A 15,088-nucleotide genomic window follows, 5' to 3' on the forward strand; every position below is an offset into this window, starting at 1 on the left:
TACTTGGGTATATGAACCCGTTGCCGATTAACCCTTCCAACATGAAAACGCAATTCTCCCCCCATATGTTAAGCCGCGTCGCTTTGGCCTTGGTTGCCTTCGGGTTAGGAGCTCAAGCCCAGGCGCAAATCAGTTCAATCAATTCCGCCGTAGTCACCCCGCGCTTTTTCAATGATATGACCAGCGCGACGGGGACTTACATAAACAACTATCCTACTGCCATTACGCTGGGCGAGTCCGGGGCCTGGCGCGCGACGTCGGGCGGCTTGGACCGCGATCTCTGGCAGTTCTCGAATAACAACGGGTCCAGCGCCTACACCTTCGGGGCCAATGATCACTTTACGGCTACCATTACCCTAAACGTTTCGGGGACCACCGCCGTTGATAACGAGGCGGGCTTCATTATACCCAACGCCAATAGCACCTTTGGCGGCGGCGATTTGCAGTTCCTGGCTGATCCCAATAGCGGCTTTTTGGGCATGTTCGGCGGAACCGGCTTCTGGAACTCGGGATTGACCTACACCGCGGGTAGTACGGTTACTTTGGGAATGACATATTTCTTCGACGCGGCGAAGAGCCAGAATGCCTTCCAGTTTTGGGTCAATAACGGCAGCGGTAATATCTTTAGCCCGGTCCAGGACTGGAGTGGCAGTCTGGCCGGCGATACCGTTGGGGGCTATTACCAAATCGGAAATAGTGGCAGTGCCCCAGGCTCCTCGGGGCAGGCGGTCTTCGGAAACCTCAGCATTGCACCGGTCCCTGAGCCCTCCGTTTTGGCTCTCCTGGCTTTGGGTTTTCTCCCACTGCTCCGGCACCGCCGCGTGGCCTGAGGTCCGGGCGTTACCCCAAGGTCCAGTTGCACGCCCGGCCGACGCTGAGAGGAGGACCCCGTAACAGGCTTCCCTTGCCCACATCTTTCTGCTCATCACATCAGTCGCCTTCTGATGTTCTTCGCCGGACTAGGGTCGAAACGCCTGACACCAGCGGCGTCTTTCACACCAGCCCCGGGCAGCGCCCGGGGTGAGGTGAACCGGTTAAAGATGCCTTCTGAGCGCAGGGCCACTCGCTCTGTTACAACAATGCCCCAACGACCTGGATTCAAGGCGCCTTCGGACCTGATGCCAACGTGTTGGTTACCGTCAGGTTCAATTTAGCCAGGAAAGCCTTCGGGTCTTGCTCGAATTTCGCTTTGCAATCATTGCAGCAAAAGGCAATCAGGCGGCCCTCATAAACAAAGGTCTTGCTGGGGTCGATGGGTTTGCCTGAGACGGGGCACATCGTGTTGATCGGGGTCTGATTGGTTGGCGCGGCATTGGCGAGGCTGGTCCCCAGGTCCACGGAAATTTGCGCATCCCGGATTTTGGCTTTGAGTTGCTCGATTTCCTGCTGCCATTTGTCCAGTTGCTCGGTATCCGTCCGTGCGGCGGTGAATTCAGTGGCTCCCGTGGAGGTGACCTTGGTTTCCCAAAGATAAACCTGTTTCAATCGGGGCATTTGTTCAAGCCCTCTCAGGCCGGCGTCAGTAACTGCCGTTGCGTAGAGATTGAGGTACTCGAGATTGGCCAGGCTGCTGACATGGGCCAGGGCCTTGTCGGTGATCGCTGTGCGTTCCAGGTGAAGGCGGCTGAGGTTGGGCATGGTTTCCAATTGGGCCAAGCCGGCATCGGTTACCGCGGTGCCGCCCAGGTCCAGCCAGCGCAGGTTGGGTCCAAGAGGGGCCAGGCGCGCCAATTGGGCATCGCCGAAGCTGGTTCCGGCGACACCGGCGTTGCACTCAAGCCAGGCGTCCTTCTGTGAAAGGGCCATGACGACGATGTGCAAATCATCGCTGAGGCTCGACGCCAGCGGCAAGATGTCTTTGAGCGGTTTGGGCGGCACTGCTTTAGCAAGGTGCCGGAGGGCGCCGAAGCGCGAATCGAGGATGCGGGTGATAGCGAGCGGCGGCTTGAGCTCGCCCACTTTCTTATCGCCGGACGCGCCCGCATCAATCCACCAAGCCAGCAGCGTGATGTCCCCTGATGTGGGTTGTGGCTTGTCTTTTGGCGGCATGTGGTCGTCTTCGCCTAAATCGAGCCGCAGCCGTTTAATCATCTCGCTATTGCCGGCTTTTCCCGGCACCAAGGCAGGTCCTGAGCCCCCGCCCTTAAGAACAGCCGCGAAAGAATCCAGGCGCAGCTTGCCTTTGGCTTTGCTGGGGCCATGGCACGAGACACAATCCTTTTGCAGGATGGGTTGAACGACTTCAGAAAAGACCTGCGCCTCAGCCGGCGGCTTCGTGCTGACAGGCGGTTGAGCGGGTGGAGCTGGATGGACCTGGGAGCCCGCCCCCAGCCAATTGCGGAACGGGCGCGGCGCATAACGGACCAGGTAATCGCTGCCATGGGTGAGTGAGCCGCCAAAGTGGCTGGCCAAAATGAGGGCGCCGGTTGAGATGAAAAGGCACCAGCGAAAGGCTGTCTTGAGTTCGAGCCGGTAGAGCACACCCGCCACGACGACGATTGCGGCCGTGCTGATGCCGGTCCATTTGTGCCATTGCAGCAAGTGCGCGGGGTAGCCGCCGGCCAGCGAAAGCATCCAGCCGCAGAGGGCGGTGAAGACAGCCGCCGGTATGGCCAGCGCCAGGATTAAGCCGGTGTTGGCGTTGGCGTGACGGAATCGGGGGAAGCGTGCCAACAATTCGAGCGTGGCCAGCAGCAATACCAGCGCAATCGGCAGATGGATCAGCAGCACGTGCAGTCGCCCCAGGAACAGGACGATCTCTGGCGGGCCGCTCACGCCAGAATTCCTTTCACAGGCGTTGCGGGCGCTTCCGTCCCGACGAGTTTCTGGTCCAGCCCCTGGAAATTATATGTCAGGCGGTTATGGTCGATGCCCATTTGGTGTAGAATTGTCGCATTAATGTCACGGATATGCACCGGGTCGCGGACGATATTATAGCTGAAATCGTCGGTTTCGCCATAGACAAGGCCGCCCTGGACCCCGCCGCCGGCCATCCACATCGTGTAACAGCGCGGATGATGGTCGCGCCCATAGTTATCCTGGCGCAGCTCGCCCTGGCAATAGACGGTGCGTCCGAACTCGCCGCCCCAAACGATTAGGGTTTCATCGAGCAACCCGCGTTGTTTAAGGTCGAGAATGAGACCCCTGCAGGCCTGGTCGATGTCGCGGCATTGCAACGGCAGGTCGCGGGGCAGGTCCCCGTGATGGTCCCATTCGCGATGGAGCAGTTGGACCACGCGCACGCCGCGCTCAATGAGGCGGCGGGCCAGCAGCGCGCTGGCTGCGAAGGTGCCGGGCTGGGTTACCTCGGGTCCGTACAGATCGAGGACCGATTTTGGCTCGCTGGAAATATCAACCAGCCCCGGGATTGAGGTCTGCATCCGGAAGGCCATTTCATATTGAGCGATGCGGGTTTCTATTTCCGGGTCACCCGAGCGTTGAAACCCGGTTTGATTCAGTTTAGCCAAATCATCCAGCATCGTGCGGCGGGTTGCCGAGTCCACTCCTGCAGGGTTATTCAAATAGAGCACCGGGTCGCCGTTAGCGCGCAAGGCAACACCCTGATGGCGGGAGGGCAGGAAGCCCGAGCCCCAGAGCCGTTGGTAAAGGGCCTGGGCATCGCGTTTGGCGGACCAGCGGGGTGTCATGACCACGAACGCGGGCAAATCGTCCGCTTCGCTGCCTAGCCCGTAGGAAAGCCAGGCCCCAATGCTGGGTTTGCCCGGGATTTGGTTGCCGGTCAGGATGTATGTGGAGGCAGGGTCGTGATTAATTGCCTCGGTATAAACGGTGCGGATGACGGCCAGTTCGTCCACAACCTGCGCCGTGTGCGGGAGCAGTTCGCTGACCATGGTGCCGCATTTACCGTGCGGGGCAAATTTGTAAATCGATGGGGCGATTGGAAAGCGTTTTTGACCGGAGGTCATCGTGGTCAACCGCTGGCCGTTGCGGATGGAATCGGGCAGGTCGGCGTCGAACATTGCCTTCAGGTTGGGTTTGTAGTCCCAAAGATCAATCTGCGATGGCGCGCCATTCATGAACAGGTAGATCAATCGGCGGGCTTTAGGCGCAAAGTGGGGCAGTCCCGGCAAAGCCGGATGCGAGCGGGCCGTGGGGAGCGGAGCAGCATTGGCTTTGAACAAGTCCGGGAACATGAGCGAGGCCAGGGCGATGCGGCCTGCTGCCAGACCAGTGCTCTTGAAGAACATGCGGCGGGTAAGATGCCCCTCTAGGTTTCCAAATGGTTGCATAATGCCTTTCAGTTCAAAGTTACTGTCTCATCCAGGTTGAGCAGGAGGTTGGCGACCATGGTATAGGCGGCCAGGTCGGGCGCCGGCACGCCGGCTGGCACCGGCGATTCGCCAACCCCGATGACCTTCCTGGCAGCGGCGGGGTCCGCCTCGAAATGGGCGCGTTGCGCTGCCAGGTCTTCCTTGAGCACCTCACACTCGTTCCCCGCTGGCGGGCGCGAGGTAACCAGCCTGAAACCGTACATGAGCCGCTCAGCATCGTCGGCCCCCCCTTCGTGCAACATGCGGTAGCCCAAGTTGCGGGCCGCCTCGAAAAACGCCGTGTCATTCATAGTAACCAGCGCCTGCAGAGGTGTGTCGGTCCGTTCCCGGCGCGCCCAGCACTTTTCACGGGAAGGCGCATCGAAGGTAATCATCGCCGGAGGCGGAGCGGTGCGTTTCCAAAAGAGGTACAGGCTGCGCCGATAGAGCGCGTCACCGTGGTCCTGGGTGTATTTGGCGGTATTGCTGGTGGTGTAACCGACCGCTTCCCAAATGCCCCTGGGTTGATAGGGACGCACACCGCGCCCGCCTATCTTCAGATTCAGCAGGCCACTCACATCCAAGGCGTAGTCTCGCAGCACCTCGGCATCAAGCCGATGCCGCGGGCCGCGGGCCAGCAGCCGGTTTTCAGGGTCGAGTTGGACCAACTGCGGTGTCACCTTCGAATCCTGGCGGTAAGTGGCTGAGGTGACCATGACCCGGACCATGTGTTTTACGTCCCAATGAGAAGCCATGAATTCGGTGGCGAGCCAATCCAGCAACTCGGGATGCGATGGCCATTCGCCCTTGGTGCCAAAGTCCTCCGAGGTCTTTACTATGCCCACACCAAAGAACTGTTGCCAAAAACGATTGACCGTCACGCGGGCCGTCAACGGGTGCTTCGCATCGACCAGCCACCGCGCGAAAGTGAGGCGGTTGTTTTCTTCGGAAGGAGGCAGTGGCGGTAAGAATGCCGGAACACCCGGGCCGACCGGCTCGCCGTGTTTGTCATACTGGCCCCGGACCAAAATCCAGGCCGGACGCGGCTTTGCCAGTTCCTCAGAGATCATGGTGGCGGGGACCTTGGCTTCGATGGTGTCGCGTTTTTCCTGTGCGGATTTCACCGCCTCGCGAAGAGGCGCAAGCTCGGATTTAGGGTCGGTATACACCTCGGCCAGATAATAGTCCCGCAATTCCTTGCGCGCGTCCTCGTGCAGGCTGCCGGGTTTCTTTTTCAGCAGGTGTTTGATTTTATCAGGCACATCGGCATGGTCTCCTTTCTCGCGTTGGATTTTTTCCCAGGCTGCCAGCGAGACCTTCGGGTCCTGCGCCGGGTCGTGCGCAGAAACAAGCCCCGCCTTGTCCCAATAGACAGTGCCGCCGAATTGAGTGAACGCCATGCCGGTAACCTCCGCGCCGGGTTGCAAGCCGAGAGCCGCTGCGTCGATTTCCAATCGCGCCCATTTCCCGGTTTCGGGCAAGGTGCCCGCCTGGACCTTGTCTGGCGAGTTTTTGGTACCAAAAGGAATGGCGTCCTCATCGCCCCAGTTGGACCGATAATGCCAATCATCGGTGTGATATTGGAGCATGATGGCCTTGGGCGGGTCCTTCGGATCGAGATAAACATTGGCAAACCACTTGTCCCCCGGGCCGATGGCCAGTGGTTGGTCGCATTTGCTGAAATAGACCTGGTGAGTTCCTGCGCCGGTGCGCCGTAGCGCCCGCTGGCCGCTGAATACCTGGCCTTTATCCTTCGTGACCCATTGTTCACCTTTGTTGCCCTCTTGAATCGTCACCTCGGCGCCTTTGGGAAAATCATCGTCCACCCAAACGATCTCCTCAGGCGCGGTTTTAGCGGCATTCGTCAACGTGGCCGGATCGACGTAGTCCATTGCGGCGACGAGGTCCTTCATCTTGGCTTTGAGTTCGGCTATGTGGGCGTCGAATTCATTCAATTCCTTCTCTTGTTCAGCCGAAGGCAATTTCATTGAAGGCGGAGGGAGCAGGGCGTTTCCATCCATGGCCTTTTCGGAGATGTTATTAAAGATGGAAAACACTTCGTAGAACTCCTTTTGCGAGATGGGATCGAACTTGTGATCATGGCAAACAGCGCAGCCCATGGTCAGGCCCATCCAGGTCGTGGCGGTGGTCTCGACCCGATCGACGGCGTAGCGCACCTGGAATTCCTCATCGATGGCCCCGCCTTCGCTGGTCGAGACGTTGCAGCGGTTAAAGCCGGATGCAACTTTTTGCTCGGGCGTCGCGTTGGGCAGGAGGTCCCCGGCCAATTGCCAGACGGTGAACTGGTCGAATGGCATATTGCGGTTGAAGGCCTTCACGACCCAATCCCGGTAAGGCCATAGCGAACGCTCGTTATCAAGATGCAGCCCGTGGGTGTCACCGTAGCGTGCAAGGTCCAGCCAGTAGCGGGCCATGTTTTCGCCGTAGTGCGGCGAATCGAGCAAACTGTCCACCAGCCGCTCATAGGCATCTGGCCGCTTATCGGCCAGAAAGGCATCGACCTCAGACAGCGTCGGCGGCAGGCCAGTCAGGTCTAGTGTCACCCGGCGCACGAGGGTTTCTTTGGAAGCCTCGGGCGATGGCCCTAAATGCTTGGCTTCGAGTTCGGCCAGGATAAAGCGATCCACATCGTTGCGCGGCCAGTCGGTTCTCTTCACTGCCGGCAGTTCGGGCCGGACTGGGGCTACGAAGGCCCAATGCTTCTGATAAACCGCTCCATCGAGAATCCATTGGCGGAGCAGCGCAATTTGGTCGGGGGCCAATCTCCTTCTGGCTTCGGGCGGAGGCATTTGGACTTTAGGTTCGGTGGAATTGATGCGGCGCCACAAATCGCTGCCTTGGAGGTCGCCGGGTTTAATCGCCTGGTGTCCTTTGCGGACAGCGGTGGCGCTTTCGGGCAGGTCAAGGCGAAGCTCGGCTTTGCGCTTGCTGGCGTCCCGGCCATGGCACGTGAGGCAGTTATCGGAAAGGATCGGCCGGATGTCGCGGTTGAACAGGACAGCGCTTTGAGCGGCCTGGCTGGAAGCCAGCCAAAACAACGCCAATGCCGGCAACAGTCCCAGCAACGCGCATTGGCCTCGGCGTGACGTTTGTACCTTCACACAACCAGTCCCTCTCGATACCAGAAGCTCGCACACGCCTTTTTGAAGGCGAAAAGCTGCTTAATGTCGCATAAACATAACGCGAAGAGACCATTCGACAAGCTGAAATATTGGATTAGTTCAAGTCGCAAGCCCTGCCCTGCCCCGGAAGCGCTTGTCCAAATCCGTTCCACGGAGTAGGTTTGGCTAATGCCGTCGGTAAGTCCATCTAAGGGCATTGTCATGGCTGCCGCCATCCTCTGCGGGCCTTTGTTTTGCGCCTGGGCTGCCGCTCCAACAGGCCCGGTCGATTTCAATTTCCAGGTCCGGCCCATTCTGGCAGACCACTGCTTCAAATGCCACGGCCCGGATGAAAAGGCTCGCAAAGCCAAATTGCGCCTCGACCTACCCGACACCGCCTACGCCGTGCGTGACCCCAAAACGGGCCGACGCGCCATTGTCCCCTATCAGCCGGATCGCAGCGAATTGGTGCGGCGCATCAACGCGCGCGATGATGACGAGCGAATGCCGCCCCCAGCTAGCAAGTTGGTCCTGAACGCACAGGAAAAGGCATTGCTGCGCCGGTGGGTCGAGCAGGGGGCCGAATACAAACCCCATTGGGCATTTGTACCGGTCGGCGATGTCAAAGTCCCCACGCCGCCGGACGGGAGCCACGCGCGCAATCCTATCGATGCGTTTGTCCAGGCCCGGCTCCAGCGAGAAGGGCTGGCCCTCTCTGCCGAAGCCAGCCGTGAAACTCTCATCCGCCGGCTCAGTTTCGATCTGCTCGGGCTTCCGCCTACTCTCGAACAGATCGACCAGTTTCTCGGCGATACTTCCCCCAACGCTTACGAAAAGCTCGTTGATCGTTTGCTGGCTTCCCCAGCTTACGGTGAACAACAGGCTGCGCTTTGGCTCGACCTTGCCCGCTTCGCAGACACATACGGTTACCAGAACGACGTCGAATGCGACCTGTCTCCCTGGCGCGACTGGGTCATCCGCGCCTTTAACCAAAACCTCCCTTATGACCAGTTTATCACGTGGCAACTGGCCGGGGACCTCCTGCCAAATCCGACCCGCGACCAGGTCCTGGCCACCGCCTTCAACCGGCTGCACCGCCAAACCAACGAAGGCGGCAGCGTGGAAGAAGAGTTCCGCGTGGAATACGTCGCGGACCGAGTCGCCACGGCCGGCACCGCCTTTCTGGGCCTGACCATTGGCTGCGCCCGCTGCCACGACCATAAATACGACCCCATCTCTCAAAAGGATTTCTACAGCATGTCCGCATTTTTCAATAACATTGATGAGTCCGGCCTCTACTCCCATTTCACACGGGCGACCCCCGGCCCGACCTTGCTGTTGTACCCGCCCGGCGTTGAGACCGCGCACCAGGCCATCGAACAGCAAATCCAGCAACAGGAACAAAAACTCGCCGGACTGGCCAAAACCGCGGAGGCGTCCTTCGAGGCCTGGTCGCTCTCAAACTCCATCCCCACGCCCCAGCCAACTGCCGCCTACTCCTTTGAGGAGGTCAACAACGGCTCCACCCCCAACTCGACCGGCGCCAATCGGGCCATTCTCACTGACGGACCCGAGCAAGTGGAAGGCAAAATCGGACGCGGCCTCAAATTCAGCGGGGATAACTCGCTGGAATGCAAAGGGGCCGGCGCTTTCAACCGCACCAGTCCATTCAGCTTCTCTCTCTGGCTTAAGCCTGCTGAAAATCAGGACCGCGCTGTCATCTTTCATCGCTCAAAATCCTGGACGGATTCGGGCAGCCGCGGTTACGAGTTGCTCCTGGAAAATGGCTTTCCCTCTTTCGGCCTGATCCATTTCTGGCCTGGCAATGCCCTCAAGGTCCGCGCCAAAACTGCTCTCCCATTGCACCAATGGTCGCATCTGGCCGTTACCTATGACGGTTCGAGTCGCGCCGCCGGCGCGCGCCTTTATCTCGATGGCCGGCCAATGGAACTTGAAATAGTCCGCGACCAGCTCTTTAAGGACATCCTTCACCGCCAGGAATGGGGGGACATGGAAGTGGGCAATATCGAACTCACCCTGGCTGGGCGCTTCCGCGATTCGGGGTTCAAGGATGGCGTGATAGACGAGTTCAAGGTCTTCGAACGCTGTTTGACCCCGGGCGAAGTCCAACTCCTGGCCGGCAACGCATCCCAAAGCCCGAACCGCGAGGCCTTGCTCGCCTACTATATTGCCAAGGTCGATCCTTCTTGCCGCGCGGCCCGCAACGAGTTGCGCGCCCTCCGTGAGAAGGAGAACAACCTCATTGATGATGTCCCCGAGATCATGGTCATGCGCGAGATGCCGGGCCATCGCCCCACGTATCTCCTCAAGCGCGGCGCTTATGATGCCCACGGCCAGCAAGTCCACCCCGGCGTCCCCGAAAGAATATTTCCGTTCCCGCCGGGCCTGCCCCGCAACCGCTTGGGCTTGGCCGAATGGATGACCGACCGCCGCAACCCGCTCACAGCGCGCGTGGCGGTCAACCACATCTGGGCCTCTCATTTTGGCCAGGGCCTCGTCGTTACCGAGGAAGACTTCGGCACGCGCGGCAAACTCCCCGCCTACCCCGAGTTGCTCGATTGGCTCGCACTCCAGTTTATCAACTCCGGGTGGGACACCAAAGCCTTGCATAAACTTATCGTGATGTCCGCCACTTACAGGCAATCCTCGCAGGCCGCCCCGGACCTGTTGGTCAAAGACCCCGATAATCTCCTGCTGGCTCGAGGGCCCAGCCATCGTCTGCGCGCTGAAGAAATCCGCGACAACGCGCTCGCGGTCAGCGGGCTGCTCTCGAAGCGCATCGGCGGACCCAGCGCCCGGCCCTACCAACCCGCCGGGCTCTGGGAACAAGCCGGCACCGGAAAGCATTATGTCCAGGATACCGGCGAGGGCCTCTACCGCCGCAGCATGTACACCTTCTGGAAACGCACAGCCCCGCCTCCCTCGATGCTCATCTTCGACGCCCCCACCCGCGAGGTCTGCACCGCCCGCCGCGAAACGACCACCACCCCGCTCCAGGCGCTGGTATTGCTCGATGACACCCAATTCGTCGAAGCCGCTCGCGTCTGGGCTGAGCGATTGGTACGCCACTGCGGGCCTGACATCGATTCCTGCATTACTCGCGCGTTTCGGCTCGCGACCGGGTGCGCGCCCCTGCCCCGCGAGTCAGCCATTCTAAAACGACTCTATCGGGAACAACTCGAGCTATTCACCGCCGATCCGCAGGCCGCGAAACAATACCTCAAGATTGGCGAGCGCCCGGTCGATGCAGCATTGCCACCGCTCCAACTCGCCGCCACAGCGGTGCTGGCCAATTCTCTCATGAACCTGGATGAATTTGTAACCGAACGATGAAAATCCCCAATCGAATCGAATCGGAAGCGCCGGAACAATCAATGTGGCAGCGGCAGGCGGGCGCTGCCCCTTTGCCCAAGCCCCTGTGCACCGGCGCCCTGCCGGCGCTCGGCCTGACCCGGCGCCATTTCCTCAACCATTTCGGGATGGGGCTGGGCGGCATCGCCCTGGCTTGCCTCCTCGGCCCTGCCAAAGCCCTGGGCGCTGAGGGCGCCGCCAATCCGCGCGGCGGTGTCCTGGGCGCGCCCCATTTCCTGCCCAAGGCCAAACGGGTCATTTATCTCTTTATGGCGGGCGGGCCGTCGCAGCTCGAAACCTTCGATTACAAGCCGCTGCTCAACCAGCGCAACGGCGAGAGCCTTCCGGACTCCGTCCGCATGGGCCAGCGTCTCACCGGTATGTCGGGCAACCAGGCCGTGCTGCCCCTGGCCGGCTCCATCTTCAAATTCCAACAATACGGCAATGCCGGTCTCTGGGTCAGCGAACTGCTCCCGCACACCGCAAAAATCGCCGACGACCTCTGCGTCGTGCGCTCCCTCTACACCGAGGCCATCAACCATGACCCGGCCATCACCTTCATGCAGACCGGCTCCCAGCTCTCGGGGCGTCCCAGCTTCGGCGCCTGGCTCAATTATGGGTTGGGCAGCGACAACGAAAACCTCCCGGCCTTTGTCGTGCTGATCACACCCGGCAAAGTCGATCAACCCCTCTATGCCAGGCTTTGGGGCAGCGGCTTTCTGCCTTCCGAATACCAGGGCATCCAGTTCCGCTCAGGTAAAGAACCCGTTCTGTACCTCGATAACCCGGCCGGCATCTCCGGCCACGCCCGGCGACTCATGCTCGACCGGCTCCGCGAACTGCACCAGGTCCAGAAGCCCCAATTCGGCGACTCCGAAATCGACGCCCGCATTGGCCAATACGAGATGGCATTCCGCCTTCAGTCTTCCATCCCCGAGGTGGTCGATTCCTCGAAAGAACCCGACCGCATCTTCGAGATGTATGGACCCGATTCGCGCAAACCGGGCACCTTCGCCGCTAATTGTCTTTTGGCCCGCCGCCTCGCCGAGAAAGGCGTCAAATTCATCCAGCTCTATCACCAGGGCTGGGACCAGCACGGCAACCTCCCCAAAGGCATCGCCGTTCAATGCAAAGAAACCGACCAGCCCGCCGCTGCGCTCATCCTCGACCTCAAACAACGCGGCCTCCTCGACGACACCCTCGTCATCTGGGGCGGCGAATTTGGCCGCACAAACTATTCCCAGGGCAAACTCACCGCTACCGATTACGGGCGCGATCATCATCCCCGCTGTTTCACCACCTGGATGGCTGGCGGCGGCGTCAAACCGGGCCTGGTCTATGGCGAGACCTGTGAATTCGGCTACAACATCGTCAAAGACCCGGTCCACGTCCATGACTTCCATGCCACGCTCTTGCGCCTCCTCGGCATCGACCACGAGCGCCTCACCTTCAACTACCAGGGCCGTCAATTCCGCCTAACCGACGTCAGCGGCAACGTCATCTATCCGCTCATCGCCTGATGTTGGTCAAACGTCCGGCCGAATCACATACAGACGACGGGCGCGGGCGTTCAACAGTTGAGCCAAGTCGTGATAGATGCGCCAGTCGCGCGAGCGGTTGGCGTCGGCCACTGTGCTGTGAGCAAAGCTCGAGCGCTCGAGCGAAAACCCCACGTCGCTGACCGTCCCCCCGCCTCCTTGCCAAGGACGACGGCATCCGGTTCATTTCCAACGTTCGAGGCCAACCCTCGATGTGCCCAGAAGAAAGCTCCATAGGAGCGACATGTTTATAGCCACACGGCCCCCGGAATTCAGCCAAGCTCCGTAGGAGCGGCACGGCGGGGGCTTTCAAACCATTCAACCATTCAACCATTCAAGGACGGGCCGAACCAATCCGGCGTGGGGATGTGCCGCTCCTAACGGAGATTTACGGCCCTCGAACCAAAGAGGCGCTGGCCACCGCCCGCCGCCCGGCCCCCCAGTTGAAAATCGCGTTCATCCAGAAGTTCCACAACGTGACCAGCAGGATCGCCAGCAGATTTTGCAAGGTACAGGTTGAACCCGAAACGCCGGTAAAACAGGTTCAGCAACAGCACCGCGAACCCGATTCCCACGCCGCAGATGGCCTGGAACTTCACCAGCCTGCGCAGTGAGGCCCATCTCCCGTTGTCGACCGCGCTCAGAGCACGGAATGTCCAGACCTCATTCAGAAGGAAGTTGCTCAACATGGCCAACTCCGCCGAGCAGAGCTTGCTCAGGCCGACGTTCCAGCCAAGTCCCATCGCAAGCACGTGGAGCACCGCCATATCGACCAGCAATCCACTTGTCCCCACAACGCAGAACTTGAGGAATTGCCGGAGGCGCAGCCGAAGCGCGAAAGCCTTGATTGCCGGCGTCATTCCGATCCTTCAAGGCTTGCGCCGGGGTAAAGCGCGCTGAATGCCGCGCCAAAGTTTGTGTTCATCAGGTCTCGGCCTTTCGCGCTATAAAACTCGATAGCCACGGGTCTGTCTTGGGAGTCGGTCACCTGGTTTAAATACAGGGTGCGTTGCCGGGCCGTCGGGCGCGTCGCGCTTTCATATTGGAAAAATGCCTTATAGCGTTCCGACTGAATACAGAATCGAACCGGGTCCCCGTCGGCGTTTTCAGCCGTGATGACCACTTCGTCGGTGGTCTTCCGGAACAGGGACTGCCCGTCAAAGGCGTTGGTGACCTCAATGCCCAGGCAGTCCAGCAGCGTGGGGAGAAGGTCCACGTGGCTGGCCAGCGGAAGGCGGTGGCGCAGTTCGCCTGGCGAGGCCATGCCCGCCGGAAGCCGCAGGAGAAAAGGAATGTGTGTCTGCGGACGGAACAGATTGCTGGCGTGCAGCAGCTTTCCGTGTTCGAGAAACTCCTCGCCGTGGTCGCCGGTTACTGCGATTAGCGCTTGAGCATACTGACCCTTCTGTTTCAGAGCCGATAACACCTCCCCGATGAGGCGGTCTTGGAAATGGAGGGCATTGCGGTAGCGGTTCATGATTAGGCGCAACTGCTGCCGGCTGATGTTGAAATCGGCGTAGTTCCAAGCGCTGGCGTAAGGAGTGAACGGGGCCGGGTCGCTCGCAGGCCAATCATAATCGTGGTGAGTGGAATGGTAAAAAATGAGGAACAACCGTCTTCCGGGCGGGCTTTCGAGCGCCTCGAGCATTGCCTTGTTGACCGCCAGATCCCGAGCCGGCGCGTCCCCAATCCCCTGTTTCTGAGCGTCGAACATCGAGTCGCATAGTTCCAATCTATCGCCAAAGGCGATCTTATCGATTTCGTGGTAGTCGAGTGTGCTGCTGCAGAACACGTCGATGCGGTAGCCCGCCCGTTTCAAAAGGGCGATGGGCGCGCTCCCAAAGCGCCGCGCGCTCCTCTTGGCCATGCCGAACCGCAATCCGTAGTTGGCCGTCAGCAGTGAATACCAGGAGATATGGCTCGCGTTTCCTGAAGCGAGCGCGTCCGGAAAAGGGAGGCACTCGGTGGAAAACGCCGCCAGGTTGGGCGTGATTTCACGCGTGATGAAATCACCCCGGGCGCTCTCAAGAACAAAGAGGAAAATGTCGGGCTGGCTCGCGAGGCTCTTCTCGCCGGCAATTACCCTGTCCAAAGTTCCATGGCCGCTTTCAGGAGCCCTCAGGGCCGGCACTTGATATTTGCGGCCAGGGACCGGCACCCTGCCGCCAAAATAGAACGGCAGGGCGGCCTTCAATTCGCCAAAGCTCCAAACCCACTGCTCGTCATCGCCGGTGCTCAATATCTGGCACACCAGCATGAAATACCCCCCAATCGCCACAACCCGGGTGGCTCGCATTGTGAAGCCCCATCCCAACCGGCGGGTTTCCGTCGCGAAGGCAAACATCAGAATTGCCACTGCGATGCCCGCCGCCCAGGCCAGCCAGACATGCAGGACCCGACTCGGGATGCCGGTGTGGACCCAGTTGATCCCCAGGTGCGAGACGCCGTCCTGGCAGAGGATGCTCAGCCCGCGAGGCAGGTGGATGGCCATCAATTTGTACAGGATAAAATCGATGTAGAGCGCGCCCAGGAAAAGATAGACGCCGGTCACAAAAGCAATTCGCAAAAACCGGCCACAGCTCTCTGCCAAAAAGCCATCCGCAAGCAGGATAAGCAGGAAAACGAGCAGCGTCTGACAACCCAGGAACGCCACGGCCTGGACCTTGTAAACGCCCGAGGTGTAGTCGAGCGCGCCGAAGACGAGCCCGTCCAGCCAGCAGTAATAGGCCAGGCCCGGCAGCCAAACCAGCGGTCGCAGCCGCGCCTTCCACGAAAGCAAGCCCCA

The 15,088-nt window shown here is 60.1% G+C and carries 8 protein-coding genes; 3 read left to right on the forward strand and 5 right to left on the reverse strand.

What is annotated here, in order from left to right; all coding sequences use genetic code 11:
- Positions 1-41 precede the first annotated feature (41 nt).
- A complete protein-coding gene (locus tag VG146_11420; GenBank protein ID HEV2392957.1) occupies positions 42-830 on the forward strand; it encodes a hypothetical protein in 789 nt (262 codons plus the stop codon).
- A gap of 268 nt (positions 831-1,098) precedes the next feature.
- Here VG146_11420 and VG146_11425 read toward each other — a convergent pair whose 3' ends face one another.
- The 3 genes from VG146_11425 to VG146_11435 are packed head-to-tail and all read right to left on the reverse strand — an operon-like array spanning position 1,099 to position 7,393.
- Positions 1,099-2,775: a c-type cytochrome domain-containing protein gene (locus VG146_11425; protein HEV2392958.1), complete on the reverse strand. Its 1,677-nt coding sequence runs from the start codon at positions 2,773-2,775 to the stop codon at positions 1,099-1,101.
- Complete coding sequence (locus VG146_11430; GenBank protein HEV2392959.1) at positions 2,772-4,250, reverse strand: DUF1501 domain-containing protein; 1,479 nt, start codon at positions 4,248-4,250, stop codon at positions 2,772-2,774. The genes VG146_11425 and VG146_11430 overlap by 4 nt, the downstream gene beginning before the upstream one ends.
- An 8-nt stretch (positions 4,251-4,258) precedes the next feature.
- On the reverse strand, positions 4,259-7,393 hold the full coding sequence (locus VG146_11435; protein HEV2392960.1) for a PSD1 and planctomycete cytochrome C domain-containing protein: 3,135 nt from the start codon (positions 7,391-7,393) through the stop codon (positions 4,259-4,261).
- 189 nt (positions 7,394-7,582) lie between these two features.
- Between VG146_11435 and VG146_11440 the strand changes: the two genes are divergently transcribed.
- Together VG146_11440 and VG146_11445 are read left to right on the forward strand one after the other, a co-directional pair.
- The gene (locus VG146_11440; GenBank protein ID HEV2392961.1) at positions 7,583-10,747 is read left to right on the forward strand and encodes a DUF1553 domain-containing protein; all 3,165 of its coding nucleotides are present in this window, start codon (positions 7,583-7,585) and stop codon (positions 10,745-10,747) included.
- A gap of 146 nt (positions 10,748-10,893) precedes the next feature.
- On the forward strand, positions 10,894-12,285 hold the full coding sequence (locus VG146_11445) for a DUF1501 domain-containing protein (GenBank protein ID HEV2392962.1): 1,392 nt from the start codon (positions 10,894-10,896) through the stop codon (positions 12,283-12,285).
- A gap of 395 nt (positions 12,286-12,680) precedes the next feature.
- Here VG146_11445 and VG146_11450 read toward each other — a convergent pair whose 3' ends face one another.
- Both VG146_11450 and VG146_11455 read right to left on the reverse strand, forming a co-directional pair.
- Positions 12,681-13,163 carry a GtrA family protein gene (locus VG146_11450; protein HEV2392963.1) on the reverse strand — a complete coding sequence of 161 codons (483 nt, stop codon included), beginning with the start codon at positions 13,161-13,163 and terminating at the stop codon, positions 12,681-12,683.
- Positions 13,160-15,088 (reverse strand): sulfatase-like hydrolase/transferase (locus tag VG146_11455; protein ID HEV2392964.1); only part of this gene is annotated, 1,929 nt, incomplete at its 5' end. The genes VG146_11450 and VG146_11455, both read right to left, overlap by 4 nt.

Source organism: Verrucomicrobiia bacterium (genome assembly GCA_035946615.1).
In the GTDB taxonomy this organism is placed as follows: Bacteria; Verrucomicrobiota; Verrucomicrobiia; order Limisphaerales; family UBA8199; genus DASYZB01.